This window comes from Streptomyces sp. NPDC058671, from assembly GCF_042716475.1.
Taxonomy (GTDB): Bacteria; Actinomycetota; Actinomycetes; order Streptomycetales; family Streptomycetaceae; genus Streptomyces.
Genome location: NZ_JBHXSA010000001.1, coordinates 450,979 through 476,234 on the forward strand (window position 1 = coordinate 450,979; position 25,256 = coordinate 476,234).

25 protein-coding genes are annotated in these 25,256 nt (G+C 73.5%); 14 read left to right on the plus strand and 11 right to left on the minus strand.

Annotated features, from left to right (window positions below; all coding sequences use genetic code 11):
- Window positions 1–2 precede the first annotated feature (2 nt).
- Window positions 3–995, plus strand: coding sequence for a hypothetical protein (locus ACFWV2_RS02035; protein WP_384400227.1), 993 nt, complete (start codon window positions 3–5; stop codon window positions 993–995).
- A gap of 3 nt (window positions 996–998) precedes the next feature.
- Here ACFWV2_RS02035 and ACFWV2_RS02040 read toward each other — a convergent pair whose 3' ends face one another.
- The 6 genes from ACFWV2_RS02040 to ACFWV2_RS02065 form a co-directional block, all read right to left on the minus strand.
- Complete coding sequence (locus ACFWV2_RS02040) at window positions 999–1,478, minus strand: DUF3180 domain-containing protein (protein ID WP_384400230.1); 480 nt, start codon at window positions 1,476–1,478, stop codon at window positions 999–1,001.
- A gap of 60 nt (window positions 1,479–1,538) precedes the next feature.
- On the minus strand, window positions 1,539–2,138 hold the full coding sequence (gene folK, locus ACFWV2_RS02045) for a 2-amino-4-hydroxy-6-hydroxymethyldihydropteridine diphosphokinase (RefSeq protein ID WP_384400233.1): 600 nt from the start codon (window positions 2,136–2,138) through the stop codon (window positions 1,539–1,541).
- Window positions 2,135–2,494 (minus strand): dihydroneopterin aldolase, encoded by a 360-nt coding sequence (gene folB / locus ACFWV2_RS02050; RefSeq protein ID WP_056569486.1) that lies wholly within the window; start codon window positions 2,492–2,494, stop codon window positions 2,135–2,137. The genes folK and folB overlap by 4 nt, the downstream gene beginning before the upstream one ends.
- A gap of 122 nt (window positions 2,495–2,616) precedes the next feature.
- Entirely contained in the window at window positions 2,617–3,036 is a 420-nt protein-coding gene (locus ACFWV2_RS02055) for a nuclear transport factor 2 family protein (RefSeq protein ID WP_384400335.1), read from the minus strand.
- Window positions 3,037–3,146: 110 nt separating this feature from the next.
- Window positions 3,147–4,007, minus strand: a complete 861-nt coding sequence (gene folP / locus ACFWV2_RS02060) for a dihydropteroate synthase (RefSeq protein WP_384400236.1) — start codon at window positions 4,005–4,007, stop codon at window positions 3,147–3,149.
- A 28-nt stretch (window positions 4,008–4,035) separates the two neighbouring features.
- Complete coding sequence (locus ACFWV2_RS02065; RefSeq protein ID WP_384400239.1) at window positions 4,036–5,853, minus strand: phosphatidylglycerol lysyltransferase domain-containing protein; 1,818 nt, start codon at window positions 5,851–5,853, stop codon at window positions 4,036–4,038.
- A 198-nt stretch (window positions 5,854–6,051) separates the two neighbouring features.
- On the opposite strand from ACFWV2_RS02065, the gene ACFWV2_RS02070 reads away from it, so the two are divergent.
- A complete protein-coding gene (locus ACFWV2_RS02070) occupies window positions 6,052–7,164 on the plus strand; it encodes an alpha/beta hydrolase (protein WP_384400242.1) in 1,113 nt (370 codons plus the stop codon).
- Between the two features lie 3 nt (window positions 7,165–7,167).
- On the opposite strand, the gene ACFWV2_RS02075 is transcribed toward ACFWV2_RS02070, so the two are convergent.
- Window positions 7,168–8,205, minus strand: a complete 1,038-nt coding sequence (locus ACFWV2_RS02075; protein WP_384400245.1) for an ABC transporter ATP-binding protein — start codon at window positions 8,203–8,205, stop codon at window positions 7,168–7,170.
- A 143-nt stretch (window positions 8,206–8,348) separates the two neighbouring features.
- Between ACFWV2_RS02075 and ACFWV2_RS02080 the strand changes: the two genes are divergently transcribed.
- The 5 genes from ACFWV2_RS02080 to ACFWV2_RS02100 all read left to right on the plus strand — a co-directional run bounded on the left by ACFWV2_RS02080 (window position 8,349) and on the right by ACFWV2_RS02100 (window position 12,459).
- Entirely contained in the window at window positions 8,349–9,035 is a 687-nt protein-coding gene (locus ACFWV2_RS02080; protein ID WP_384400248.1) for an ABC transporter permease, read from the plus strand.
- A 1-nt stretch (window position 9,036) separates the two neighbouring features.
- A complete protein-coding gene (locus ACFWV2_RS02085) occupies window positions 9,037–9,714 on the plus strand; it encodes an ABC transporter permease (protein WP_360795741.1) in 678 nt (225 codons plus the stop codon).
- 6 nt (window positions 9,715–9,720) lie between these two features.
- Entirely contained in the window at window positions 9,721–10,719 is a 999-nt protein-coding gene (locus ACFWV2_RS02090) for an ABC transporter substrate-binding protein (RefSeq protein WP_384400251.1), read from the plus strand.
- Between the two features lie 130 nt (window positions 10,720–10,849).
- On the plus strand, window positions 10,850–11,974 hold the full coding sequence (locus ACFWV2_RS02095; RefSeq protein WP_384400254.1) for a hypothetical protein: 1,125 nt from the start codon (window positions 10,850–10,852) through the stop codon (window positions 11,972–11,974).
- Window positions 11,971–12,459 (plus strand): GNAT family N-acetyltransferase, encoded by a 489-nt coding sequence (locus tag ACFWV2_RS02100; protein ID WP_384400257.1) that lies wholly within the window; start codon window positions 11,971–11,973, stop codon window positions 12,457–12,459. The genes ACFWV2_RS02095 and ACFWV2_RS02100 overlap by 4 nt, the downstream gene beginning before the upstream one ends.
- An 18-nt stretch (window positions 12,460–12,477) precedes the next feature.
- Here the strand turns inward: ACFWV2_RS02100 and ACFWV2_RS02105 are convergent, their stop codons facing one another.
- Both ACFWV2_RS02105 and ACFWV2_RS02110 read right to left on the minus strand, forming a co-directional pair.
- A complete protein-coding gene (locus ACFWV2_RS02105; protein WP_360795752.1) occupies window positions 12,478–13,620 on the minus strand; it encodes an NADH-quinone oxidoreductase subunit D in 1,143 nt (380 codons plus the stop codon).
- A gap of 192 nt (window positions 13,621–13,812) precedes the next feature.
- Window positions 13,813–14,970 (minus strand): SAM-dependent methyltransferase, encoded by a 1,158-nt coding sequence (locus ACFWV2_RS02110; protein ID WP_384400261.1) that lies wholly within the window; start codon window positions 14,968–14,970, stop codon window positions 13,813–13,815.
- A gap of 97 nt (window positions 14,971–15,067) precedes the next feature.
- Here ACFWV2_RS02110 and ACFWV2_RS02115 point away from each other — a divergent pair, with 97 nt between their 5' ends.
- Window positions 15,068–16,270 carry a sensor histidine kinase gene (locus ACFWV2_RS02115; protein WP_384400263.1) on the plus strand — a complete coding sequence of 401 codons (1,203 nt, stop codon included), beginning with the start codon at window positions 15,068–15,070 and terminating at the stop codon, window positions 16,268–16,270.
- A gap of 17 nt (window positions 16,271–16,287) precedes the next feature.
- Window positions 16,288–16,968: a response regulator gene (locus tag ACFWV2_RS02120; RefSeq protein ID WP_384400266.1), complete on the plus strand. Its 681-nt coding sequence runs from the start codon at window positions 16,288–16,290 to the stop codon at window positions 16,966–16,968.
- A 7-nt stretch (window positions 16,969–16,975) separates the two neighbouring features.
- Here the strand turns inward: ACFWV2_RS02120 and ACFWV2_RS02125 are convergent, their stop codons facing one another.
- The gene (locus ACFWV2_RS02125; protein WP_384400269.1) at window positions 16,976–18,064 is read right to left on the minus strand and encodes a DUF5937 family protein; all 1,089 of its coding nucleotides are present in this window, start codon (window positions 18,062–18,064) and stop codon (window positions 16,976–16,978) included.
- 204 nt (window positions 18,065–18,268) lie between these two features.
- The gene (locus tag ACFWV2_RS02130; RefSeq protein ID WP_384400272.1) at window positions 18,269–19,552 is read right to left on the minus strand and encodes a threonine aldolase family protein; all 1,284 of its coding nucleotides are present in this window, start codon (window positions 19,550–19,552) and stop codon (window positions 18,269–18,271) included.
- A gap of 148 nt (window positions 19,553–19,700) precedes the next feature.
- On the opposite strand from ACFWV2_RS02130, the gene ACFWV2_RS02135 reads away from it, so the two are divergent.
- Genes ACFWV2_RS02135 through ACFWV2_RS02155 form a run of 5 tightly spaced genes read left to right on the plus strand, consistent with a single transcriptional unit; the run spans window position 19,701 to window position 25,222 of the window.
- Window positions 19,701–20,657, plus strand: a complete 957-nt coding sequence (locus tag ACFWV2_RS02135; protein ID WP_384400275.1) for a Rossmann-like and DUF2520 domain-containing protein — start codon at window positions 19,701–19,703, stop codon at window positions 20,655–20,657.
- Window positions 20,654–21,703 carry a pantoate--beta-alanine ligase gene (gene panC, locus ACFWV2_RS02140; RefSeq protein WP_384400278.1) on the plus strand — a complete coding sequence of 350 codons (1,050 nt, stop codon included), beginning with the start codon at window positions 20,654–20,656 and terminating at the stop codon, window positions 21,701–21,703. Before ACFWV2_RS02135 ends, panC begins: the two co-directional genes overlap by 4 nt.
- On the plus strand, window positions 21,700–23,397 hold the full coding sequence (locus ACFWV2_RS02145; RefSeq protein ID WP_384400280.1) for an L-aspartate oxidase: 1,698 nt from the start codon (window positions 21,700–21,702) through the stop codon (window positions 23,395–23,397). Before panC ends, ACFWV2_RS02145 begins: the two co-directional genes overlap by 4 nt.
- Window positions 23,394–24,416: a carboxylating nicotinate-nucleotide diphosphorylase gene (nadC, locus tag ACFWV2_RS02150; RefSeq protein ID WP_384400283.1), complete on the plus strand. Its 1,023-nt coding sequence runs from the start codon at window positions 23,394–23,396 to the stop codon at window positions 24,414–24,416. Before ACFWV2_RS02145 ends, nadC begins: the two co-directional genes overlap by 4 nt.
- Complete coding sequence (locus ACFWV2_RS02155) at window positions 24,416–25,222, plus strand: type III pantothenate kinase (protein ID WP_360795781.1); 807 nt, start codon at window positions 24,416–24,418, stop codon at window positions 25,220–25,222. The genes nadC and ACFWV2_RS02155 overlap by 1 nt, the downstream gene beginning before the upstream one ends.
- Window positions 25,223–25,256: the final 34 nt, after the last annotated feature.

A 25,256-nucleotide genomic window follows, 5' to 3' on the forward strand; every position in this document is an offset into this window, starting at 1 on the left:
GTATGGGGTACGGGCCGACCAGCAAGATGCTGGTGAACCTGGTGGACGGCTGTGTGCAGGCGAAGAACGTCACCCCGGGCAGCGCGATGTGGACGCTGGACGGAGACCGGACGGTACAGACCACGGTCGTGGGCGTGGCGGCGGGGAAAGCCCGTGCCGCTGTCGACGTGATCACGGACCGTATGACCTTCACCGTCAGCCCTGATCTGCTGCTGTCCACGCCGGACGGCTGGACCCACGCGGGGGACGCCTCGGGGGCGACGATCGCCTGGACGCATGCGCGGAAGCTGCGCCGGGAGCGACTGATCATCCGGCCGGGGTACGAGTTCGGCTACTTCGTCGGCGCCACCTGCGCCGATGGCACGGTGGGGAAGAACTACGTGTCGCTGGTGGTCAACGAGGAGACTTTCGCGACCCGATACGCTGCCGCGCTGACGGCATGCACCGGTCTGTCCGCCCGCCTGGAGGCGGTGACTCGGCCGTCTGGTTATCTGAAGCGGGACCTGCCTGGTTTCCGCGTACGGGTCGTCTCCTCCTACCTCGCGGATGCGCTGCGTCACTACGTCGGCGGAGACGCTCACCACATGCGGCAGCAATTCCCGCGGGTGGTCCTACGCGACGTCGACACGTTCCGCGGCTTCCTTGACGGATACATCGATGGCGACGGCTGTCGTATCAAGCGCTGGCCGGCGCGGATGATCGTGAGCGCGAATGTGGGATTCCTGGCCGATCTTGCTCCCGTCATCGGGGCACGCTTCACGCCGTCGAAGCGAGGAACCGCCTCCCAACTGTGTGTCTCCGACCGCTGGGAGAGCCGCGGCACCTTCACCCCCGAGCACCACCCCATCGACCCGCCCGAGTCCTCCTGGATCCAGGTCCGAGAGGTCCGTCCCCGGCCCGCCCTCGGTGCCAAGCCCTTCACCTTCTACAGCTACCGGCTGGCCCCGTACCCCAGCTTCCTGGTGAGCGGGCACCTGGTGCGCGAGGGCCGGTAGGCGTCAGGCGGCCGGGGCGCGGTTGTCGTCGTCGTCCTCCGGGAGTCTGCAGACGCGCTCCAGGAAGAGGGCCGCGGCGATGACGGCCAGGCCCGCCAGGACCGAGAAGGCCGCGTAGAGGGCCTGGTCGCGGCGGGCCGGGACGTCGAGGAAGCCCAGGAGGTAGACGCCCGTGCCGCCGTACATGCCGGCGACGAGGGCGGCGACCAGGGCGCTCGCCTGGCCGAAGACGACCGCGCGGGCCGCCATCAGGGGTTCGACGCCCTTGGCGCCGGGGCGGCGCTCCCGCTGTGCCTTGAGGCGGGCCCGGATCGACAGGGCGGTCGCGGTGAGCACGGCCGCGATCGCGGTGAGCACGATGGGCGCGGCGATCGGCACGCTGGGGAGGGTGCCGACCGAGTCCCAGAGGCGGGCGCCGCCCCAGGAGAGGACGCCGGCGACGACGAACAGTCCGGCGAGCACCTTGAGCCGCAGTTGTTTCACCGGGAGTCCTTCACGGGGTCGTCGGTCGTGGTCGTGGGCGTCTGCCACGAAGCGTAACGACTACTCGGGGAGACGGAGTTCCAGGTCGGTGCGGCGGGTGACGCCTTCGTCGCCGACGGCGGCGAGGAGCGCGGCGACGGTGCCGTGGCCGGAGAGCTGGGCCTCGGGGTCGACGTCGTGCCAGGGGGCGAGCACGAAGGCGCGCTGGTGGGCGCGGGGGTGCGGGAGGGTGAGGACGGGGTCCTCGGAGACCACGTCGGCGTACGTGACGATGTCGACGTCGATGGTGCGGGCGCCCCAGCGCTCCTCGCGGACGCGGTGGAAGGCCTCCTCGACGGCGTGGGCCCGCTCCAGGAGGGAGGAGGGCGGCAGGGTCGTCTTGAGGAGGGCGACCGCGTTGAGGTACGAGGGCTGGGTGTCGGGCTCGACGCCCCAGGGCTCCGTCTCGTAGACGGGGGAGACGGCCTTGACCCGGAGGCCGGGGGTGTCGGCGAGGGCGTCGACGGCGCCCTGGAGGGTCTCCAGGCGGTTGCCGAGGTTGGCGCCGAGGGCGACGACGGCCCAGCGGGGGTTGGAGAGGGTCACGTCGGCGGCGTCGACGGTCTCGACGACGGCGGCCGGTACGGGCTGGACGGTGGGGTCGCTCTGGGTCGTCTTCATCGTCGGCTCCGGGTGATCGTGATGGTCACGTCGTCGAAGGGCACGGTGATGGGCGCGTCCGGTTTGTGTACGACGACTTCCACCTCCTGTACCCCGGCGTGGCTGAGGCATTGCTGGGCGATGCGCTCGGCGAGGGTTTCGATGAGGTCGACGGGCTCGCCCTGGACGACGTCGACGACCTCTTCGGCGACGATTCCGTAGTGGACGGTCTTCGTCAGGTCGTCGTCGGCGGCCGCCGGGCGGGTGTCCAGGCCGAGGACCAGGTCCACGATGAAGGTCTGGCCCTCCTCGCGCTCCTTGGGGAAGACGCCGTGGTGGCCCCGGGCCTTGAGGCCGCGCAGCGCGACACGATCCACGCGAATCACTCCTGCTGTCGTAGTTCGGGTGGCCACGCAGCCGGGTGCGGACGGCCGGGTGTCCGGTGTCGAATCTACCTGCGGGGACCGACAGCGCTTGCCCGTGGGGGGCGGGGGGTGGGTCAGGCGGGGGGTTCGGTGCCGTCCGTTCCGGGCTCGTCGTCCTCGGTTTCCTCGGTCTCCGCGAGGACGGGGGAGGCGTGGTGGGACCACATCTTCCAGCCGTCGGGTGTGTGGCGGAACACGTTGGTGGCGACGACGAGCTGGCCGACGAGGGGGCCGAGGGCGGCGCCGTCCTCGGCGGGGCCGCCGCTGAGGATGTTCTCGGTGCAGGTGACGACGGCGGTGCCGCCGGCGAGGGAGATCTTGAGGTCGGTGAGGAAGAACTGGATGTATTCGGTGTTCGCCATGATCAGGGCGTACGAGCGGAGTACCTCGCCGCGGCCGGTGAGGACGGGCCAGCCGGGGTGGACGCAGGTGATGGGGGTGGCGCCGTCGTCGAGCCAGCGGTCGGCGACGCCTTCGAAGTCGCCGGTCTCCATGGCCTCGTAGAAGGCGGTGTTGGCGGCCTCCACGGCTGCTTCGTTGGCGCTGCGGGCGTTGCGGGGTCGTTCGTCGAGTTCGTCGTCCCCGTCGTCCCAGCCGTCGGGGCTCATGCGGCTCCCTCGACGGCTCGGGCGACGCGTACGGCGTCGGCGGTGGCCCTGACCTCGTGGACGCGGACGGCCCACGCGCCCGCGTGGGCGGCGAGGGCGGAGACGGCGGCGGTGGCGGCGTCGCGTTCGCGGGCGGGGGGCGGGGCGGCGCCCTCGCGGGCGAGGACGTGGCCGAGGAAGCGCTTGCGGGAGGCGGCGACGAGGAGGGGGCGGCCGAGGGCGCGGAGCTCGGGGAGGTGGGCGACGAGGGCGAGGTCGTGGGGGGCGAGCTTGGCGAAGCCGAGGCCGGGGTCGACGACGATGCGTTCGGGGTCGATCCCGCCGTCGACGACGGCCTCCAGGCGGGTGCGGAGTTCGGCGACGACTTCGGTGACGACGTCGTCGTACACGGCGAGGCTGTTCATGTTCTGGCTGAATCCGCGCCAGTGCATGACGACGAAGGGGACTTCGGCCGCGGCGACGGCGGGGACCATTCCGGGGTCGGCGAGGCCGCCGCTGACGTCGTTGACGAGGACGGCGCCGGCTTGGACGGCGCGGGCGGCGACGCCGGCGCGCATGGTGTCGACGGAGACGGTGACGCCTTCGGCGGCGAGGCCGCGGACGACGGGGACGACGCGGCGGAGCTCTTCGTCCTCGTCGACGCGGCTGGCACCGGGCCGGGTGGACTCGCCTCCGACGTCGATGAGGTCGGCGCCCTCGGAGACGAGGTCGAGGCCGTGTTTGACGGCGGCCGTGGTGTCGAACCAGCGGCCGCCGTCGGAGAAGGAGTCGGGCGTCACGTTGACCACGCCCATGACCGCGCAGCGGTCCCACTCCGGCAGGCCCCGGGCGGTGCCCCGGTCGATCGTCGTCCTCATGGGTCCAGCGTAGGGCCCGGGGGCGAGATCAGGCCGCGCGGATCTCGCGTTCGGCGGGTGTGGGGACGATGTGGGCGCAGGGTCGGGGGGTGGGGGCGGGGCGTCTGCGGGTGAGGGGCCGGGGCAGGGAGAGGTTCACGAAGCCTTCGGCCTGCATGGCGGCGAAGCCGATGCGGGGGAGGTCGCGGCTGGTGCGGTAGACGACGAAGCGGGGTTCCCAGCGTGGCCGGAATTTGGCGTTGAACTTGTAGAGCGACTCGATCTGGAACCAGCGGGAGAGGAAGACGAGGAGGCCGCGCCAGACGCGCAGGACGGGGCCGGCGCCGATTTTCTCGCCGCGGGCGAGGGCGGAGCGGAACATGGCGAAGTTGAGGGAGACGCGGTCGATGCCGAGGCCGGGGGAGGCCTGGAGGGCGGCGACGATGAGGAGCTCGTTCATGCCGGGGTCGGCGGAGCGGTCGCGGCGCATGAGTTCGAGGGACATGCCGTCGGTGCCCCAGGGGACGAAGTGGATGATCGCCTTGAGGTCGCCGTAGGGGGAGTCGGGGGTGGTGCCGGCGTCGGGATCGGTCTTGTGGGCGGTCGCTATGACGGCGTCGCCGTCGCCGGGGGCGCCGATGCGGCCGAGGGCCATGGAGAAGCCGCGTTCGGTGTCGGTGCCGCGCCAGTCGGCGGCGGCGCGGCGGACGTGTTCGAGTTCGGCGGTGTCGAGGTCTCGGACGCGGCGGACCTGGGTGGTGTAGCCGTTGCGTTCGATGCGTTTGACCATCTGGCGGACGTTGCGCATGGCCCGTCCGGAGAGGGAGAAGTCCGGGACGTCGACGACTGCCTCGTCGCCGAGTTCGAGGGCGTCGAGGCCGGTCTCGCGGGTCCAGACCTGGCCGCCGGTCTCGGAGCAGCCCATGACGGCGGGGGTCCAGGAGTGGGCTTTGGCCTCGTCCATGAAGCGTTCGATGGCGCCGGGCCAGGCTTCGACGTCGCCGATGGGGTCGCCGCTGGCGAGCATGACGCCGGAGACGACGCGGTAGCAGACGGCGGCTTTCCCGCTGGGGGAGAAGACGACGCCCTTGTCGCGGCGGAGGGCGAAGTGGCCGAGGGAGTCGCGGCCGCCGTGCTGGGCGAGGAGGGTGCGGAGCCGGAGTTCGTCCTCGTCGGTGAGGCGGGCGGCGGGGTGCTCGGGGCGGAAGGCGAGGTAGATGGTGGTGAGGGCGGTGAGCATGCCGAGGGCGCCGAGGGAGTAGCCGACGGTCCAGTCCACGCCGTTGCTGTAGGCGACGGGTCCTTCGATGCCGAGGAGTCCGTACAGGACGTGTTCGAGGCGGTCGGCGAGGCTGGGGCTGCCGAGGACGCGGCGGGGGTGGGCGCTGACGATGACGAGGCCGAGGGCGAGGGATCCGCCGCCCATGACGACGAAGTTGGCGAGTGCGCGCCAGCGGCTGCGGGGGTCGGGGAGGGCGGCGAACTCGTCCCTGTGGCGCAGGAGGAGGGCGAGGAGTACGAGGGAGAGGAGGGCGCCGAGGACGGAGTGGCGCCAGACGAACTGGGCGGCGGCGCCGAGGGGGAGGAGGACGACGGCGGCGCGCCAGGCGCGGCGTTTGTGGCGCTTGAGGCCGTGGGCGAGGAGCAGGAGGAGGACGCCGGCGCTGAGGGAGAGGGCGGCGGAGAGGGGGCCGAGGGTGCCGGGGAGGACTTCGGCCAGGGCGTGCATGCGGCTGGCGCGGAAGCGGGGGAAGACGCCGGCGGCGATGTCGATGAGGCCGACGAGGGTGCAGGCGGTGCCGACGAGTGCGGGGACCTTCTCGGGGCGGGGGCCGCGGAGAATCCGGCGTACTCGAACCGGAACCATTCCTGATTTGTCCCCATCTAGCGTGACAGACATGGTTTCCCGTACTTCCCGTGGTCCAGCGAGGGGTCTTTGACTCCGGTCGGGCCCTGCGGCGCGTTCGGCGGGCCGTTCCGGCTGGTGCGCCTTCTAGGACGGTGCCGTGTGGAGTCGGGTTCATTCGTTCACAGGAAATTCTCGGAAAGAAGGCTCGGTCGTTCCATGGGTCTCACCAGCAGCAAGGTCCTCGTGGTGGCGGTCGCACTGGCCGTGGCGCTGTTCTTCGCCACGGTCTGGCTGTGGCCGCGGCTGGCCCGTCGGGGCTGGCGGGCGTACGTGGGGCGGGTGGGGCTGCTGCTCGCGACCCAGGTGGCGCTGTTCGCGGCGGTGGGTCTGGCGGCGAACCGGTCGTTCCTCTTCTACGGTTCGTGGGCCGATCTGTTCGGTCAGGAGCAGGAGATGGGTGTGGTCGTCGACCACGGGGCCGGTTCGAAGGACCTGCGGGTGGTGGGGACGCGGGCCGTGGACGTGCCGGGCGGCAAGCGTCCCGAGGTCGGTGGCCAGATACAGAAGGTCGTCGTGGCGGGCGAGCGGTCGGGGATCGTCTCGCCGGCCTATGTGTACCTGCCGCCGGAGTACTTCCAGGAGCGGTACGCGAAGCGCACGTTCCCCGCGTCGGTGGTCCTCACGGGGTATCCGGGGACGGCGGAGAACCTGATCAAGGGGCTGAGGTACCCGAGGACGGCGTACCTCCAGGCGAAGGAGGGCCGGATGCAGCCGATGATCCTGGTGATGCTCCGTCCGACGGTGGCGCCGCCCCGGGACACGGAGTGCGTCGACGTGCCCGGGGGCCCGCAGACGGAGACCTTCTTCGCCGAGGACTTGCCGAGGGCGGTCTCGGAGACGTACCGGGTGGGCACGAAGCCCCGCAACTGGGGCTTCATGGGGATCTCCACGGGCGGTTACTGCGCGCTGAAGATCGCCCTGCACCATCCGGAGCGGTACGCGGCGGGGGCCGGGTTCTCCGCGTACTACCGGGCGGCGGAGGACGTGACGACGGGCGACCTCTTCCACGGGGACGACGGGCTGCGCAAGCGGGCGGACCTGCTGTGGAGCCTGGACCACCTGCCGCAGGGGAGGTCGTCGTTCCTGGTGACGACGTCGAAGCGGGGCGAGGACAACCGGTCCGGCACGCTGGACTTCGTCAGGAAGGTGAGGAGCCCGGCGCACGTCTCCTCGATCACGCTGGAGAGCGGCGGCCACAACTTCAACACGTGGAACCGGGAGATACCGCCGGCGCTGGTCTGGATGGGCGGCAGGCTCAGCGCGACCTGACGCCTACTCCACGGTCGCCCTGCGCAGCGCCCGGTGGACGCCCGCGGGGGTGAGGACGCCCAGCGGCCGTCCGTCGGCTCCGACGACCGTGAGCCGGCCGGTGTCATGCTGGAGGAGCACGGCGAGGGCGTCCTTGAGGGAGGTCCCGAGGGGTACGGGGGCGGGGGCGCCGTCCGGGCCGCCGGGACTCTCCGGTGCCGCGCCGTCCGGGCCGCCGGGGTTCTGCGGGGTCACGGGGCCGGGGTCGCCTTCGGACACGCGGGTCACGGGGTCGAGGTCGGCCTCGGTGACGGGGGTGACGGCGAGCCGCTTGAGGCCCCGGTCGCTGCCGACGAAGTCCGCGACGTACGAGGTGGCGGGGGCGCCGAGGACGGTGGCGGGCGTGTCGAACTGCTCGATGCGGCCCTGCCCGTAGACGGCCATCCGGTCGCCCATGCGGACGGCCTCCTCGATGTCGTGGGTGACGAGGAGGACCGTCTTGCGGACGGTGGCCTGGAGGGCGAGGAACTCGTTCTGGAGGCGCTCGCGGACGACGGGGTCGACGGCCCCGAAGGGCTCGTCCATGAGGAGGACGGGCGGATCGGCGGCGAGGGCGCGGGCGACGCCCACGCGCTGGCGCTGGCCGCCGGAGAGCTGGGCGGGGTAGCGGGAGCCGTATACGGCCGGGTCGAGGCCGACGAGGTCGAGGAGTTCGGCGGCACGCGCGCGTGCGGCGGTCTTCTTCCAGCCGAGGAGGGCGGGGACGGTCGCGGTGTTGTCGAGGACCGTGCGGTGGGGGAAGAGCCCGACCTGCTGGATGACGTAGCCGATCTTGCGGCGCAGGGCGACGGGGTCGACGTCGGCGACGTCCCGGCCGTCGACGAGGACGCGGCCGGAGGTCGGCTCGACGAGCCGGTTCACCATCATCATCGTGGTCGTCTTGCCGCAGCCGGACGGCCCGACCAGGGTGACGAGTTCACCCTCGGCGACCTCGAAGGACAGGTCGTCCACGGCGGTGGTGCCGTCCGCGTACCGCTTGGTCACGTGCTCGAACCGGATCATGGTTCCCCATTCTGGCCCCTGGACGCCGAGGGTGTGTGAAGACCGTGTTGCCGGGGGGTGGCGGGTCTCCGGGAATGTCAGCGGCGGGGGTTAGGGTCGTCATACATTCGTTCGGGAAGTCGACGACCCGGGGGGAGGGACGGATGAGCGCGCCGAACTGTCTGGTCACCAACGACTGGATCTGCGGGGAGTACCTGCGCACGCGAGCAGGGGAGTTGACGGACGCCACGCTCCAGCACGTGGGAATCACGGTCGTGTCGGTGCTGATCGCGCTGGTCGTGGCGGTGCCGCTCGCGCTGCTCGTCCGGGCCCGGCCCCGGTTCGCGGGACCGGTCCTCGGCCTGACCACCCTGCTCTACACGGTGCCGTCGCTCGCCATGTTCTCGCTCCTGCTGCCCTTCTTCGGCCTGTCGGCGGCGCTCGTGGTGACCGGCCTCGTGCTGTACGCGCTGACGATCCTCGTGCGGAACACCCTCGCGGGTCTCGCGGCGGTGCCCGCCGAGACCCGCGAGGCCGCCCGGGGCATGGGGTACGGCTCGCTGAGGCTGCTCTGGCAGGTCGAACTGCCGCTCGCGCTGCCGGTCCTGATGGCGGGGATCCGGATGGCGACGGTGTCGACGATCGCGCTGACGACCGTCGGTTCCGTCGTCGGCCGCGGCGGCCTCGGCAATCTCATCGAGGACGCGCTGCCCACCTTCTTCAAGGCGCAGATGCTCGCCGCCTCGGTGCTGTGCGTGCTGCTCGCCGTCACCGCCGACCTGCTGCTCCTGGGCCTCCAGCGGCTGCTCACGCCGTGGGCCCGGATACGGACCGCGCCGGGGGGCGGGTGAGATGGGCATCGTGACGGAGGCCTGGGGCTGGCTCACCACCGGCGCGCACTGGTCGGGTGAGGAGGGCATAGGGCGGCGGCTCACCGAGCACGTGTACGTGAGCGGGGCCGCGCTGCTGATCGCGGCGGCCCTCGCGCTGCCGCTGGGCCTGTGGCTCGGCCACCTCGGCCGGGGCGGGGCGCTCGCGGTGAACGTGTCGAACGTGGGGCGGGCGATCCCCGTCTTCGCGGTGCTCGCCCTGTTCATGGTGTCCCCCCTGCGGAACGCCGGGTACGTGCCGACCGTCGTGGCCCTCGTGCTGTTCGCGATACCGCCGCTCCTCACCAACGCGTACGTGGGGGTGCGGGAGGTGGACCGGGCCGCGGTGCGCGCCGCGCGGGGCATGGGGATGACCGGCGGCCAGCTCTTCCTGCGGGTGGAACTCCCGCTCGCCGGGCCGGTGGTGATGACGGGCGTGCGCTCGGCCGCGGTGCAGGTGGTCGCCACGGCGACGATCGCGGCGATGGTCGGCCAGGGCGGCCTCGGCCGGATCATCACGGCCGGCTTCGCCACGTACGACACCGCGCAGGTCGTGGCGGGCGCCGTGCTCGTCGCGCTGCTGGCCCTCCTGGTGGAGGGCGTGCTCGTGGGCGCGGACCGGCTGCTCGGACGACGACGTGAAAGACCGATCGAAAGCTGACTGGAGATGGGTGATCTCGTGAACAGGGTCTCGCGTACCGCGGGCGCGGTACTGGGTACGGCGGCGATGGCCGTCGCGCTCGCCGCGTGCGGCGGTGAAAGCCTGGAGCAGGACAAGGACAAGGGCACCGGGAGCGCCGGGCTCCCCGGCACGGGGAAGAAGGGCGCGCTGGTGGTCGGCGCGGCCGCGTTCACCGAGGCCAAGGTCCTCGCCGAGCTGTACGCGCAGTCGCTGCGGGACGCCGGGTACTCCGTGTCCATCACCACCGTGAAGAACCGCGAGCTGTACGAACCGTCCCTGGAGAAGGGCGAGATCGACGTCGTGCCGGAATACGCGGCGACGATCGCGGAATTCCTCAACGCGAAGGTGAACGGGCCGAAGGCGCCCGAGGAGAAGCCGGTCGCATCCGGTGACGTGACGGCCACGGTGGAGGCGCTGCGGAAGCTCGCCGAACCGCGCGGCCTGAAGGTGCTCGCCGCCGGCGAGGCGGTCGATCAGAACGCCTTCGCGGTGACGAAGGAATTCGCCGCGAAGAACAAGCTGAAGACGCTTTCCGATCTCGGCGAGGCGAAGCTGAAGGTGAAGATCGCCGCCGGTGACGAATGCGCGGTACGGCCGTTCTGCGCGCCCGGTCTGAAGAAGACGTACGGGATCGACGTGACCGGCATCGACCCCAAGGGCGTCGGCACCCCGCAGGCGAAGCAGGCGGTCAAGGACGGGGTGGACCAGCTGGTCCTGACGACCACCACGGACGCCACCGTCGACAGCTACGGCCTGGTCTTCCTCGCCGACGACAAGAAGCTGCAGAACGCCGACAACGTGCTGCCCGTGGTGAACGCCGAGGACGCCGGTTCCGCCGAGATAGCCGCCGCTCTGGACAAGATCACCAAGGTCCTGACCACAGCGGATCTCGCCGAACTCAACCGCAAGGTGGACGCCGAGCGGGCGAAGCCGGAGGACGTCGCCAAGGAGTATCTGACGGCGAAGGGGCTGCTCAAGAAGTAGGCGTCGGGTGAGGGGAGTCGGCCCGAAACGGAACCGGAACGGCGGATATCCACTTCTGATGGCGAGAAGTCGCCAACAGATTGCCGGGCCGACGCCCCACACGACGCCTACGCACGGTAAATTTCAGGCCATGCCACGTGGACGCCACCGCCATTCCCCGCCTCTGCACAAGCTGCTGCCGCCCTCCGCGGTCGCCGGCGCCGCGGTCGTGTGCGCCGCGGCAGCCTGGCTGCCCGGCGATCTGCTGGTCGTGCGGCTGCTCACCGCCGCGGCGGCGGTCGCCGCCGTCACCGGTGCCGTCCTCATGCGCAGTTGGGACCGCGGCGCCGGTCTGAAGGTCGCCGAACTCGACCGGGCCCGCACCGCCGACCAGTGGAAGGCCGAGGAGCGGGTCGCCGAGCTGGAGTCCGACCTGGAGGAGTCCCGCGCGCTGCGCTCCCGGCTCGACGCCAAGCTCCGCGCCAAGCGCGTGGAACTCGCCGGTCTGCGCGGCGAGCACGCCGACCTGCTCCGCCGGTACGCCACCGCCGAGACCGAGCGCGCCAGCGCCCTGGAGGGCCGCCGCGTCCTGGCCCTGGAGGTGACCGGCACGGCGTCCGGTGAGGGCGCGGCCAAGGCGCTGCCCGCCGGCGGCTCCGCGCCCACCCCGGAGGCCTTCCGCCGCGCCGCCGAGGCACTCCGCGACCTCCCGCGCAACGCCGCGGCCCAGCAGGCCCGCCGCACCACCGAGGCGGCCCGCGCGCGTGACCTGGCGGAGCGGGCCCTGGAGACGGAGGAGCCGCAGGGGAAGCACGCGGCGGCCGCCGGAACAGAGCACACCCGCCCGGCCGCCCCCGCCCTCGCGCTCCCGGCGGCCGCGCAGGTCCCGCCCGCCACCCCGAAGGTGCCCACCGCGGCCGCGATCGTCCCGTACGCGGCCCGCAGGCCCGTCCCGCGCCCCGAGGGCGGCTTCGACTTCTTCGGTACGCAGAAGGCGGCGGCCATCGAGGCCGTGCAGCACACCGACCTCGCCGACGTCGTGGGCGAGGAGGTCCTCGAAGAGGCCCTGGCGGCCCGGACCACGCTCGGCACCCCGCTGCTCACCCCGGTCACCGCCACCGGCAGCCCGGTCACCGCCACCGGCACCCCTGTCGATCCGTCGGCACCCCCCGTCACGGCACCCGCCCAGGCGGTCGGCCAGGTCATCGACCTGACCGCGCACGACGAGACCGAGCAGCTCGACGTCGCCGAGCTGCGCGGAGCGGTGAACTCGTGACGTACCGCCTCACCGCCCTCCCGGCCGGTGAGGCCGTCCAGCGGCGCGACGAACTGCTCGCCCTCTTCGCCCAGGCCTTCTGCGGCGCCCCCTGGCACGAGCCCCCGCTCGGCGCGGTACGGAGCGTGGAGCGGCTGCTCGGCACGGCCGCGCGGAACGACGACTTCACCGCCGTGGCCGCCCTCGACACCGACGGGGCGCTCCTCGGCATCGCGGCCGGTTGGACCGACACCGTCCTGTCCGGTGGCGCCCCCGCCTTCGAACTCGCCGAGCTCGTCGTCGCCCCCGGCCACCAGGGGCGCCGCGTCGGCCGCGGGCTCCACGACGCCCTCCTCGCGGCCGCGGCGCCCGGCCCGGCGCTGCTCATGACCCTGGACGTACCGGAACTGACGGACCGGTACGCGCGCTGGGGCTGGACCGTCGTCGACCGGCGGCGGCCCGGCCAGGAGGAGCGGGAGTACGTCGTGATGAGCCGGGAGGACTGACCCCCCGGCCCGGGACCTCTACTTGTCGATGTCGCCGACGACGAAGAACAGCGAACCCAGGATCGCCACCATGTCCGCGACGAGCGTCCCCGGCAGCAGCTCCACGAGGGCCTGGATGTTGTTGAACGACGCCGAGCGCAGCTTCAGCCGGTACGGGGTCTTCTCGCCCTTGGACACCAGGTAGTAGCCGTTGACGCCGAGAGGGTTCTCGGTCCACGCGTACGTGTGGCCCTCGGGCGCCTTGAGCACCTTCGGCAGCCGCTGGTTGATCGGCCCCGGCGGCAGCTCCGCCATCCGGTCGAGACAGGCGTCCGCCAGCTCCAGGGCGTTGTGCGTCTGGTCGAGCAGGCACTCGAACCGGGCGAGGCAGTCACCCTCCTCGCGCACCGCGACCCGCAGGGTGTCCTGGAGCTCCCCGTAGGCCAGGTACGGCTCGTCACGGCGCAGGTCGAAGTCGACGCCCGAGGCGCGGGCGATGGGCCCCGACACCCCGTACGCGTGGACCGCCGCGGGGGACAGGACACCGACCCCGCGCGTACGGCCGCGGAAGATCTCGTTGCCGAGGACCAGCCGGTCGTACACGTCCATCCGCGACCGCACGTCCGCGACGGCCTGCCGAGCCCGGCCGAGCCACCCGGCGGGCAGGTCCTCCTTGAGCCCGCCGACCCGGTTGAACATGTAGTGCATCCGGCCGCCGGAGACCTCCTCCATCACCGCCTGGAGCTCCTCGCGCTCCCGGAAGGCGTGGAAGATAGGGGTGATCCCGCCCAGTTCGAGGGGGTAGGAGCCGAGGAACATGAGGTGGTTGAGGACCCGGTTCAGCTCGGCGAGGAGCGTACGGGTCCACACCGCGCGCTCCGGGACCTCCATGCCCAGCATCCGCTCGACGGCCATGACCACGCCGAGCTCGTTGGAGAAGGCGGACAGCCAGTCGTGACGGTTGGCCAGCATGATGATCTGCCGGTAGTCCCGCGCCTCGAAGAGCTTCTCGGCACCGCGGTGCATGTAGCCGACGACCGGCTCGGCCTGCCGGACGACCTCGCCGTCGAGCACGAGCCGCAGCCGGAGCACGCCATGGGTCGAGGGATGCTGCGGCCCGATGTTCAGCACCATGTCGGTGCTCTCCGCCGCGCCGCCGATGCCGACCGTCGTCTCCGTCATGCGGCCAGTATCCCCTGCGCCCCGGACCCCGGAAGTCCCGCCCGCGAAGACGGGGGCCGCCACCGCGCGGGATGTGCGGTGGCCGGGATCCGTCGGTCCTTCCCGTCACGGGCGGCAGCGTGTCGTCGACCGGGCGGGGGCCGCCACCGCGGGGGCCGCCCGGTGGCCGTGATCCGTCCGCTCACCCCTTCGTCAGGCCCTACCGGTCCAGCCCGTCGCCGCCGGGATCCGCCGCGTCAGCCAGAGGAAGTCGCCGAGACCGCCCCGGGCGGTCAGCTCGGCCGCCTCACCGGCGGTGGAGAGGCGGCGGACGTACGCGGCCGGGTCCGTCGAGGCGAGCGCGAGCGGCGGCCGCTCACCGGACACCCCGAGGCGACGCAACACCTCGCGCTGCGAGGCCAACTCCGTGCCGCCGGCCCCTGGAGCGCCGTTCCCCGGAGCGCCGCTCTCCACAGCGCCGGCCCTCGCAGCGCCGTCCCCCGTCGCGTCGCCCCTCTCAGTGGCACCCCCCACAGCGCCGGCGCCGCCCCCCAGGCCGCCCGCCCCCGTGCCACCGCGCCCCCCGCCCGCCCCCGGCCGGACGGCCGCCTCGCAGGCGTCCAGGGCCACGTGCGCGGTCAGGTCGCAGCTGCCGTCAGGGACCGGCGGGACCTCGCGGCCCGCGCGGAACCCCGTCAGGGAGCCGAACGGCGGCCGGGAGGCCCGTACGTGCGCGTAGTCCACGGCCACCGCGCGGCCCGCCGCCAGCGAGGCCACCGCCGCCGCCCAGGCCGCGTCCCGCGGCCGGCCGATCTCGGCCCGCGCGCCCGGCTCCCGCAGGGGCCACCAGCGGGCCAGCCACTCCGCGTCCGGGCCGGAGACCGGCGCGCCCAGGCGTTCCGCGCCGTCCGCGCGGACCTCCACGTACCGGACGGTGCCCTCCGCGTCCGCCTCGGCCACGTCCACCGGCACGTTGTCGAGCCACTCGTTCGCGAAGAGGAGCCCCCGGGCCCCCCGGGGCGGCCGGTCGGTCCACACGATCCGGGGATCGAGCCCCGACGGGCGCGCGGCGCGCTCGACGGCGTACGCCCGGACCGTGAGGCCGGCGCCCTCCGTCGCGGCGAGGACGCCCGTGAGCAGTTCGCCGCGTCCCGCGCCCACGTCCACGAGGTCCACCTCGGCCGTTCCCAGCTCGTCCGCGACCTCGCCGAGCAGCCGGGCCACGGCGGCCGCGAAGAGCGGCGAGGCGTGCACCGAGGTGCGGAAGTGGCCCGCCGGCCCCTCCGGGCGCAGATAGAAGCCCCCCGGGCCGTACAGCGCCCGCTCCGTGGCCTGTCGCCACCCCTGCCACTGACACGTCTCATCCGTCACGGGCCCCAGTCTCCACCCCGGGGAGTACGGGTCCCGTGTCAAGGATCGACCCCACGGTTGATCCCCGCACCTGTCCACGTTCCCTACTCTGGGTGACGTGCAGCGCCTCTACGACTTCATCCGCAGACACCCGACGGGCGTCGACACCTTCTGGGCGGTCGTCCTCTTCGGGTTCTCCGCGCTGTGGGTGGGGACCACCTACCCGGCGGTGGGCAACCCCGTCGCGTACGGAGTGGTCGCCGCGCTGTTCTCCCTCGTCGTGGCCATGCGGCGGCGCGCCCCGGAGAAGATGCTGGTGCTCGCGGTCGCCCTGGGGCTCGTCCAGCTCGGCGCCGGGCTCGAACCGTTCATGGCCGACTTCGCCATGCTCGTCATCATCTTCACGGTCGCCGCGCACGACGGGCCCCGCTGGGGCTCCCGCCTGGCCCTCGTCGGCGGGCTGTGCGCCTCGCCGCTCGCCGCGCTGAGATGGCCGATAACGGACCCCTCCTCCGGGCCCGCCAAGGTCTTCTTCATCGTCATCATGATCGTGCCGTTCGTGCTCGCCTGGGTCCTCGGCGACTCGCTCCGCACCCGCCGCGCCTACTTCGCGCAGCTGGAGGAGCGCGCCTCCCGCCTGGAGCGGGAGCGCGAGGCCCAGGCGAAGGTCGCGGTCGCCGCCGAGCGGGCCCGGATCGCCCGCGAGCTGCACGACGTCGTCGCGCACAACGTGTCGGTGATGGTGGTGCAGGCCGACGGCGCCGCCTACGTCATGGACTCCTCCCCGGAGACCGCCAAGCAGGCCCTGGACACCATCTCCACCACGGGCCGGCAGGCGCTCGCCGAGATGCGCCGACTGCTCGGCATCCTGCGCACCGGGGAGCACCAGGAGGCCGGGGAGTACGTGCCGCAGCCCGACGTGGAGCAGATCGAGGACCTCGTCGAGCAGGTGCGGGGCGCCGGGCTCACCGTCGACTTCGCTATCGAGGGGAGCCCGCGCCGGCTGCCCAGCGGCGTCGAGCTCACCGCGTACCGGATCGTGCAGGAGGCCCTCACCAACACGCGCAAGCACGGCGGTCCCGACGTCGGCGCCAGCGTGCGGCTGGTGTACTTCGACGACGGCCTCGGGCTGCTCGTCGAGGACGACGGCCGGGGCGCGCCGCAGGAGATGTTCGAGGACGGGGGAGCCGACGGCCGGGGCCACGGTCTCATCGGCATGCGGGAGCGGGTCGGCATGGTCGGCGGCACCCTGGACGCGGGCCCGCGTCCCGGCGGAGGCTTCCGGATCAGTGCCCTGCTTCCGCTCAAGCCCGCTCACTGACGACCCGAAGGAATCTGATGTCCATCCGCGTGATGCTTGTCGACGACCAGGTGCTGCTGCGCACCGGCTTCCGCATGGTGCTCGCCGCCCAGCCGGACATGGAGGTCGTGGCGGAGGCGGGCGACGGCGTCGAGGCCCTTGAGGTGCTGCGGGCGACGGAGGTCGACGTCGTCCTCATGGACGTGCGCATGCCCAAGCTCGACGGGGTGGAGACGACCCGGCGGATCTGCTCGGAGCCCGACGCCCCGAAGGTGCTGATCCTGACCACGTTCGACCTCGACGAGTACGCGTTCTCCGGGCTGAAGGCGGGCGCGAGCGGCTTCATGCTGAAGGACGTGCCCCCGGCCGAGCTGCTGGGCGCGATCCGCTCGGTGCACAGCGGGGACGCGGTGGTGGCGCCTTCGACGACCCGGCGGCTGCTCGACCGCTTCTCCTCGATGCTGCCGTCGTCGGGCAAGGACCCCGAGCACAAGGAGGTGGGGCGGCTGACGGACCGGGAGCGCGAGGTGATGATGCTGGTCGCGCAGGGCCTGTCGAACGGTGAGATCGCCGCCCGGCTCGTCCTGTCGGAGGCGACGGTGAAGACCCATGTGGGGCGCATCCTGACCAAGCTGGGCCTCCGCGACCGCGTCCAGGTCGTCGTCCTCGCGTACGAGACCGGCCTGGTCAGGGCGGGCGGCGGCGGGGCCGTCGGATAGGGCCGGCTCAGCGCAGCACGCTCTCCAGGAAGTCGCTGCCGAGGCGGGCGACGACGGACACGTCGAGCTGGTGCAGGACGTACCGGCCGCGCCGCTGGGTGGTGATCAGCCCGGCCTTCTTCATGACCGCGAGGTGGCGGGAGACCTCCGGGGCGGTGATGCCGTACGCGTCGGCCAGCTCGCTCGTCGTGCTGGAGCCCCGGGCGAGACTGCGGCACAGCCGCATCCGCATCGGGTGGGCGACGGCATCGAGGCGCAGGGTGACCGCCTCGACGGAGGCCGCGCCGCCGAGGTCGCGGTCGGCGACGGGGTACTGGATGACGGGCTGCCAGCCGGGCGTGTAGAGGGCGATGAGGTGCGGCCAGCCGAAGGCCGTCGGCAGGAACGTCACGGCGGACCCCTCGGCGCTCGTCCGCCCCTGGACCAGCTTGTCGACGACGATCCGGGAGCCCCGCGCGTCCTCCTCGAGGGACATCGCGGGGGAGGCGGCGGCGACGGCCTCGGCCAAGCCCCTGCGGCGCGTCAGCTCCGTCTTGTGGCGGGCGTCGGCGGCCAGCTGGATCCGCACCCTGCGCCAGGTGTCGGCGAAGAACGCCTCGTCGCAGTCCTCGAGCAGTCGCCGTATCCACGCGCGCGTGCCGGGCGGATCGGCCAGCATCCGCTCCACGAAGGCGGTCTGCCGGGGCCCGCGCGCGGCGGCCAGGTCGAGGGCGCGGCGGCGCATCCGCTCGTCGACGAGCGGGGACGGGGCGCCGTACCGGTAGTTGCTGTTGCAGGAGATCTCCAGCGCGGAGCCCACGTACTTCTCGTCGTCCATGCGGTCGAGGTCGTCCAGCTCCTCCGCGAGGGTCTCCCGCGGCCGAGGCGGCAGCAGGATGTCCGAGCGGGTGCTGTTCCACATGAAGTCGGCCTCGTGCAGCCGGTCCGCGAGCTCCGGCTTCAGCGCCGCCGCCGTCGTGGTGGTCCAGGCGTGGAGCCGGGCGTGGTGCGCCGGCTCGGACAGGGCGTGCAGGGCGGCGCCCAGCTCCGCCAGGGGCGAGGGGCAGAAGGCGATCCGCTCGGGCGGCAGTCCGGTGATGTCGATGGTCACGCTCACCGGTCCATGGTGCGGGGTGGCGCGGGGGCGGGTCGCCTCGTTTTACGGGGGCGGTTCCCGGGGCCGTCAAAGGGCGGGTCGGTTAGGGGAGGCGGTTCCCGGGGCCGTCAAAGGCCGGGTCGCTTACGGGGGCGGTTCCCGGGGGCCGTCCGACGGGGGCGCCCGGCGCGCGCGCACGGCTGGCCGCCCGGCGCGCGCGCCCCTCTACGCGAGACGTGCCAGGAAGCCCCGTACCGCCGCCCTCACGTCGTCCGCCGTCCACTCCAGGCCCGGTTCCCCCACCGTCAGTTCCGTCACCGACACCCCCGGCGGGCCGCCCGCGCCGGGAGCGGACCAGCGGCGGAAGAGGGCCGTGCCGGTGGACTCGGTCTGGGCGAGGGACGCCGCCGTCAGGGTCTCCGGGTCGTACGGCAGCCAGACCTGGAACTGGTGGGTGTGCGGGGTCTCGGGGTGGACCCGGAACCAGCGCGTCCCCGCCTCCGTGAACGCCTCCCGCACCGCGTCGGCCACCACGCGCGCGTGGGCCACGTACGAGGGCAGCCGGGGCAGCTCGACGTCCAGACCCCGGAGGGCGGACAGCGCCGCCGGGTACTGCTGGAAGACCTGGCCCCCGTACCGGTGCCGCCACACCCGGGCCTCCGCCATGACCTCCTCGGGGCCGGCCAGCGCGGCGCCGGACAGACCGCCGAGGGACTTGTAGAACGAGACGTAGACGCTGTCGGCGAGCCCGGCGATCTCCGCGAGCGGACGGCCGAGGTACGGGGGGCACTCCCAGAGCCGCGCCCCGTCGAAGTGGACCACCGCGTCCCGTTCCCTGGCCGCCTCCACCACCTCGGTCAGCTCGTCCCAGGTCGGCAGCACGAAACCGGCGTCCCGCAGCGGCAGCTCCAGCATCAGCGTCCCGAAGGGCTCCGGGTGGTCCCGTACCTCCTCGGCCGTCGGCAGCCGGGGCGCGTCGGTGGGATGGACGGTACGGAGCCCCGACACGGCCCCGAGCGCGCCGCCCTCGTGGACCTCCGGGTGGGCGAGCGGGTGGAGGGCGACGACGGGGCTGCCGGTGCGCCCGGCCCAGCAGCGCAGCGCCACCTGCTGGGCCATCGTGCCGGTGGGGAAGAAGACGGCGGCGGGCAGGCCGAGCACCTCGGCGACGCGCCGCTCCAGCTCCTCGACCGGGCCGTCCCCGTACGCGTCGAGCGGCCCCTCCGCGTGCCCGGACGCCTCCGCCCACGCGAGGAGCCCCCGCAGGCGCGTGCCGACCGTGCCGTCCACCGGGGCGTGCCACAGCGTGCGCTCGGCGCCGCCCCAGACCTTCGCCCGGTGGCGCCGGGCCGCTTCCTCGTCCACCGGACCGGCAGGACCGGCAGGACCGGCGGGGTCGGCAGGACCGGCGGGGTCGGCAAGACCGGCGGGGTCGGCAAGACCGGCGGGGTCGGCAGAACTCGCAGGGCCGGCCAGGCCGGGAGGACTCGCAGGGCTCTCAGGATCCATGGCCCGATCATCACACCACCGCCCCCGCCACCGCCCGCACCACCGCCCACACCCTGTGGACAGCCACGTGGCGGGGCGAAACGCTGGCGTAGCATGACCAGAAATCGTCCGGTACCCGCCGAGGACTGGAACGGAAGGCCGTCCCACCGTGAACGCACCAGCAGCGCCCGAGCCCCGAGCCGAGGACCGACCCGCCCGGCTCACCGTCGGAGTCGTCGGCGCCGGCCGTGTAGGACCCGCCCTCGCGGCCGCCCTCCAGCTCGCGGGGCACCGCCCCGTCGCCGTATCCGCCGTCTCGGACGCCTCACGGCGCCGCGCCGCGGCCCTTCTGCCCGAGGTCCCGGTCGTCGAGCCCGCCCGCGTCCTGGCCCTCGCCGACCTGGTCCTGCTCACCGTGCCGGACGACGCCCTGCCCGGTCTCGTCGAGGGCCTCGCCGACACCGGAGCCGTACGGCCGGGGCAGCTGCTCGTCCACACCTCCGGGCGGTACGGGGTACGGGTCCTCGACCCCGCCCGCCGGGCCGGCGCCCTCCCGCTCGCCCTGCACCCCGCGATGACCTTCACCGGCACCCCGGTCGACGTCCAGCGGCTCGCCGGCTGCTCCTTCGGGGTGACCGCGCCCGAGCAGCTGCGGCTCGCCGCGGAGGCCCTGGTGATCGAGATGGGCGGCGAGCCCGAGTGGATCGCGGAGGAGGCCCGTCCGCTGTACCACGCGGCCCTGGCTCTCGGCGCGAACCACCTGGTCACCCTGGTGGCCCAGTCGATGGAGCTGCTCCGCAAGGCCGGGGTCGGCGCGCCCGACCGGATGCTGGGACCGCTCCTGGGCGCCGCCCTGGACAACGCCCTGCGGTCCGGCGACTCGGCTCTCACCGGCCCCGTCGCGCGCGGGGACGCCGGCACGGTCGCCGCCCACGTCGCCGAGCTCCGCAAGCACGCGCCCGCCACCGTCGCCGGCTACCTGGCGATGGCCCGCACGACCGCTGACCGGGCGCTCGCGCACGGCCTGCTCAAGCCCGAGTTGGCCGAGGACCTGCTGGGGGTGCTCGCCGAGAGCGCGGCGGGCACCACCGGGCCCGCCGACGGGCCGCAAGGAGACGACCGATGACCCTGTCCGCCCGTACGAGCGCCGGGAGCGGGCGGCCCGTCGACCCGGCCCCGCTCCTCCCCACGGTGGAGGAGCTCGCGGACGCCGTCGCCCACCGCCCGCCGGGCGGCCTCGCCGTGGTCATGACCATGGGCGCCCTCCACGAGGGCCACGCCACCCTGATCCGGACCGCACGCGAGCGCGTGGGCGCCGACGGCTTCGTCGTCGTCACCGTCTTCGTCAACCCGCTGCAGTTCGGCGCGGGCGAGGACCTCGACCGGTATCCGCGCACCCTCGACGCCGACCTGCTGCTCGCCGCCGAGGCGGGCGCGAGCGCCGTCTTCGCGCCCTCCGTCGACGAGGTCTACCCGGGCGGCGAGCCCCAGGTCCGGATCACCGCGGGCCCCATGGGCGAGCGCCTCGAAGGCGCCTCACGGCCCGGCCACTTCGACGGCATGCTGACCGTCGTCGCCAAGCTCCTCCACCTCACCGGCCCCGACCTGGCCTTCTTCGGCCAGAAGGACGCCCAGCAGCTGGCCCTGATCCGCCGCATGGTCCGCGATCTGAACTTCCCGGTCGAGATCGTCGGCGTGGAGACCGTCCGCGAGACCGACGGCCTCGCCCTCTCCAGCCGCAACCGCTACCTGTCGGTCACCGAGCGCCGTACCGCCCTCGCGCTGTCCCGCGCGCTGTTCGCCGCGGGCGACCGGCTCGCCGCCCAGGAGGCGCTGCGCGCGCGTGCCGAGGCCCTGCCCGGCACCCAGGACCGCGCCGAGGCCCTGTCCCGGCTCGGCGAGGCCCGCGCCGCCGCCGACGCCCACGCGGTCGCCCAGGCGGTCGAGGGCGGCCGCGCCGGGGCCGTACGGGCCGCGGCGCGTTCCGTCCTCGACGACGCGACCAGGGCGGACCCGCCGCTCACCCTCGACTACCTGGCCCTCGTGGACCCGGCCGACTTCACCGAAGTCGCCGACGACCACGACGGGGAGGCGATCCTCGCCGTCGCCGCGCGCGTGGGGAGCACGCGGCTCATCGACAACATCCCCCTGACCTTCGGAGCCACCAAGTGACCGGAATACGGCTGCACGCGCCCGCGCCGGGCTGGGCCATCGACGCCGACGTCGTCGTGGTCGGCTCCGGCGTCGCGGGCCTGACCGCCGCCCTGCGCTGCACCGCCGCCGGGCTCCGTACGGTCGTCGTCACCAAGGCACGCCTCGACGACGGCTCCACCCGCTGGGCCCAGGGCGGCATCGCCGCCGCGCTCGGCGAGGGTGACACCCCGGGGCAGCACCTCGACGACACGCTCGTCGCCGGCGCGGGCCTCTGCGACGAGCGGGCCGTCCACGCCCTCGTCACCGAGGGCCCCGACGCCGTCCGCCGCCTCATCGCCACCGGCGCCGACTTCGACAAGACCGCCGACGGCGAGATCGCGCTGACCCGCGAGGGCGGCCACCACCGCCGCCGGATCGCCCACGCGGGCGGGGACGCCACCGGCGCCGAGATCTCCCGCGCCCTGGTGGAGGCGATACGGGACCGGGGTGTGCGCACCATCGAGCACGCCCTCGTCCTCGACCTCCTGACGGACGCCGCCGGCCGTACGGCGGGCGTGACCCTGCACGTCATGGGCGAGGGACAGCACGACGGCGTCGGCGCCGTCCACGCGCCCGCGGTGGTCCTCGCCACCGGCGGCATGGGCCAGGTCTTCTCCGCCACCACCAACCCGGCCGTCTCCACGGGCGACGGCGTGGCCCTCGCCCTGCGCGCAGGGGCCGAGGTCTCGGACCTGGAGTTCGTCCAGTTCCACCCCACGGTGCTGTTCCTCGGCGCCGGTTCCGAGGGTCAGCAGCCGCTGGTCTCCGAGGCGGTGCGGGGCGAGGGCGCCCACCTGGTCGACGCCGACGGCGTCCGCTTCATGACCGGGCAGCACGAGCTGGCCGAGCTCGCGCCCCGCGACATCGTCGCCAAGGGGATCACGCGGCGGATGCAGGAGCGGGGCACCGAGCACATGTACCTCGACGCCCGCCACTTCGGCGCCGAGATGTGGGAGCACCGCTTCCCGACGATCCTCGCGGCCTGCCGCGCCCACGGCATCGACCCGGTGACGGAGCCGATCCCGGTCGCCCCCGCCGCCCACTACGCCTCCGGCGGCATCCGCACGGACCTCCGGGGCCGTACCACCGTCCCCGGCCTGTACGCGTGCGGAGAGGTCGCCTGCACGGGCGTCCACGGCGCCAACCGGCTCGCCTCGAACTCCCTCCTCGAAGGCCTGGTCTTCGCCGAGCGGATCGCCGAGGACATCACGGCCGCGGCGCCGCGCGTGGCCGGCGCCCCGGTGCCGCACCCCGCGCCGGTGACCCTGCCGCTGCCCGTGGGGGGCGCCAGGACCCGTATCCAGCGGATCATGACGGCCGGCGCCGGCGTCCTGCGCTCCGAGGCCAGCCTGCGGGAGGCGGCCGAGGCCCTGGACGCCCTGCACGGCGACGCCCTCGCGGGCGGCACCGACGACACCAAGGCCGGCGAGCCGGGCGTGGACTCCTGGGAGACCACCAACCTGCTGTGCGTCGCCCGGGTCCTGGTCGCCGCCGCCCGCCGTCGCGAGGAGACCCGCGGCTGCCACTGGCGCGAGGACCACCCGGACCGGGACGACACGGACTGGCGCCGCCACCTCGTCGTACGCCTCACGCCGGATCGGGCCCTCGACGTCCGGGCGACCGGCACGCACGACTTTCCCCCCACCTCCGATGCCCCAAGGGAGCCGAAGTGACCACGCCCGAGGAAGCCCGTCCCGAGCCCGTGGACGTCCCTCTGATCCAGATCAGCACCGTCCCGGCGTCCGAGGAGGCCGGTGGCTGCGGCGACGGCTGTGCCTGCGGCGGCGGCGAGGAGTTCGAGTGCGGGCTCGACCCGGCGCTCGCCGAGCTCCTCGCGGCGGCGGGTCTCGACCCCGTCCAGGTCGAGGACATCGCCCACCTCGCGATCGCGGAGGACCTCGACGGCGGGGTCGACGTCACGACCGTGGCGACCGTCCCGGAGGACGCCGTCGCCACCGCCGACTTCACCGCCCGCGAGGCCGGTGTCGTCGCCGGTCTGCGGGTCGCCGAGGCCGTGCTGTCCATCGTGTGCGCGGACGAGTTCGAGGTCGAGCGGCACGTCGAGGACGGCGAGCGGGTCGAGGCCGGGGACGTGCTCCTCAGCGTCACCGCCCGCACCCGTGACCTGCTCACCGGCGAGCGCAGCGCGCTCAACCTCCTGTGCCGCCTCTCCGGCATCGCCACCGCCACGCGCGCGTGGGCGGACGCCCTGGAGGGCACGAAGGCCGCGGTCCGCGACACCCGCAAGACGACGCCGGGCCTGCGGGCCCTGGAGAAGTACGCGGTCCGCTGCGGCGGAGGCGTCAACCACCGCATGTCGCTCTCCGACGCGGCCCTGGTGAAGGACAACCACGTGGTGGCGGCCGGCGGTGTGGCCGAGGCCTTCACGGCCGTGCGCGAGCAGTTCCCCGGGCTGCCGATCGAGGTCGAGGTCGACACCCTGCGCCAGGTCCGCGAGGTCCTGGACGCGGGCGCCGACCTGATCCTGCTCGACAACTTCACCCCGGCCGAGACCGAGGAGGCCGTCGCCCTCGTCGCGGGCCGCGCGTTCCTGGAGTCCTCCGGCCGGCTGACCCTGGAGACCGCCCCGGCGTACGCGGCGACCGGCGTGGACTACCTGGCGGTCGGCGGGCTCACCCACTCCTCCCCGATCCTCGACATCGGCCTCGACCTGCGCGAGGTGCGGGCCTGATGCTGCTCACCATCGACGTCGGCAACACGCACACGGTCCTCGGTCTCTTCGACGGTGACGAGATCGTCGAGCACTGGCGGATCTCCACCGATCCGAGCCGCACCGCCGACGAGATGGCGGTCCTGCTCCAGGGCCTCATGGGCATGCACCCGCTCCTCGGCGTCGAGCTGAGCGACGGCATCGAGGGGATCGCCATCTGCGCGACGGTCCCCTCGGTGCTGCACGAGCTGCGCGAGGTGACGCGGCGGTACTACGGGGACGTTCCGGCGGTCCTGGTGGAGCCGGGCGTCAAGACGGGCGTCCCGGTCCTCACGGACAACCCCAAGGAGGTCGGCGCGGACCGCGTGATCAACGCGGTCGCCGCCGTCGAGCTGTACGGCGGCCCGGCGATCGTCGTCGACTTCGGTACGGCGACGACGTACGACGCGATCACCGCGCGCGGCGAGTACGCGGGCGGGGCCATCGCGCCGGGCATCGAGATCTCGGTCGAGGCGCTCGGGGTCAAGGGGGCGATGCTCCGCAAGATCGAGCTGGCCCGGCCGCGCAGCGTGATCGGCAAGAACACGGTCGAGGCGATGCAGTCGGGCATCGTCTACGGCTACGCGGGCCAGGTCGACGGCGTGGTCGCCCGGATGAAGCGGGAGCTCGTCGGCGTCAACGGCGACCCCTCGGACGTGACGGTGATCGCGACGGGCGGCCTCGCGCCGATGGTCCTCGCGGACTCCAAGGAGATCGACGAGCACGAGCCGTGGCTGACGCTGATCGGCCTGCGCCTGGTCTACGAGCGGAACGTCTCGCGCATGTGAGTTCGCGGGGGAGTCGAACCGCCGGGCCGCCCGC

Bases quoted from the DNA above. Each gene is read 5' to 3' on its own strand.
- ACFWV2_RS02035 (WP_384400227.1), top strand. From the start codon at position 3: ATGGGGTACGGGCCGACCAGCAAGATGCTGGTGAACCTGGTGGACGGC.
- folK (WP_384400233.1), bottom strand. From the start codon at position 2,138: ATGAAGACGACCCAGAGCGACCCCACCGTCCAGCCCGTACCGGCCGCC.
- ACFWV2_RS02055 (WP_384400335.1), bottom strand. From the start codon at position 3,036: ATGGAGACCGGCGACTTCGAAGGCGTCGCCGACCGCTGGCTCGACGAC.
- folP (WP_384400236.1), bottom strand. From the start codon at position 4,007: ATGAGGACGACGATCGACCGGGGCACCGCCCGGGGCCTGCCGGAGTGG.
- ACFWV2_RS02065 (WP_384400239.1), bottom strand. From the start codon at position 5,853: ATGGTTCCGGTTCGAGTACGCCGGATTCTCCGCGGCCCCCGCCCCGAG.
- ACFWV2_RS02070 (WP_384400242.1), top strand. From the start codon at position 6,052: ATGGGTCTCACCAGCAGCAAGGTCCTCGTGGTGGCGGTCGCACTGGCC.
- ACFWV2_RS02075 (WP_384400245.1), bottom strand. From the start codon at position 8,205: ATGATCCGGTTCGAGCACGTGACCAAGCGGTACGCGGACGGCACCACC.
- ACFWV2_RS02080 (WP_384400248.1), top strand. From the start codon at position 8,349: ATGAGCGCGCCGAACTGTCTGGTCACCAACGACTGGATCTGCGGGGAG.
- ACFWV2_RS02085 (WP_360795741.1), top strand. From the start codon at position 9,037: ATGGGCATCGTGACGGAGGCCTGGGGCTGGCTCACCACCGGCGCGCAC.
- ACFWV2_RS02090 (WP_384400251.1), top strand. From the start codon at position 9,721: ATGGGTGATCTCGTGAACAGGGTCTCGCGTACCGCGGGCGCGGTACTG.
- ACFWV2_RS02095 (WP_384400254.1), top strand. From the start codon at position 10,850: ATGCCACGTGGACGCCACCGCCATTCCCCGCCTCTGCACAAGCTGCTG.
- ACFWV2_RS02105 (WP_360795752.1), bottom strand. From the start codon at position 13,620: ATGACGGAGACGACGGTCGGCATCGGCGGCGCGGCGGAGAGCACCGAC.
- ACFWV2_RS02120 (WP_384400266.1), top strand. From the start codon at position 16,288: ATGTCCATCCGCGTGATGCTTGTCGACGACCAGGTGCTGCTGCGCACC.
- ACFWV2_RS02130 (WP_384400272.1), bottom strand. From the start codon at position 19,552: ATGGATCCTGAGAGCCCTGCGAGTCCTCCCGGCCTGGCCGGCCCTGCG.
- panC (WP_384400278.1), top strand. From the start codon at position 20,654: ATGACCCTGTCCGCCCGTACGAGCGCCGGGAGCGGGCGGCCCGTCGAC.
- ACFWV2_RS02155 (WP_360795781.1), top strand. From the start codon at position 24,416: ATGCTGCTCACCATCGACGTCGGCAACACGCACACGGTCCTCGGTCTC.